This is a genomic window from Rhizobium sp. IY2 (genome assembly GCF_047532935.1).
GTDB lineage: Bacteria > Pseudomonadota > Alphaproteobacteria > Rhizobiales > Rhizobiaceae > Rhizobium > Rhizobium anhuiense.
Genome location: NZ_JBLKNU010000054.1, coordinates 1 through 262 on the forward strand (window position 1 = coordinate 1; position 262 = coordinate 262).

1 pseudogene is annotated in these 262 nt (G+C 61.5%); it reads left to right on the forward strand.

The annotated features are described in order from the left end of the window. Positions 1-262, forward strand: a pseudogene (locus ACMUVN_RS33355) (carbohydrate ABC transporter permease); the annotation flags it as partial.

The window sequence follows — 262 nt, forward strand, 5'->3', positions numbered from 1 at the left end:
TGTCGGGCTGACCTGCGCCGGCATCAAGGGCTACTTCTGGAACTCGATCAAGATGGTGGTGCCGGCCGTCGCCATCTCCACCATCATGGGGGCGCTGAACGGTTATGTGCTCACCAAATGGCGCTTTCCCGGCCATACGCTGGTGTTCGGGCTGATGCTGTTTGCCTGCTTCATTCCGTTCCAGTCGGTGCTGTTGCCGATGGCGACGATCCTCGGTTCGCTCGGCCGCTTCGGCATGACGCTGCAGAACGCCACCGGCTTT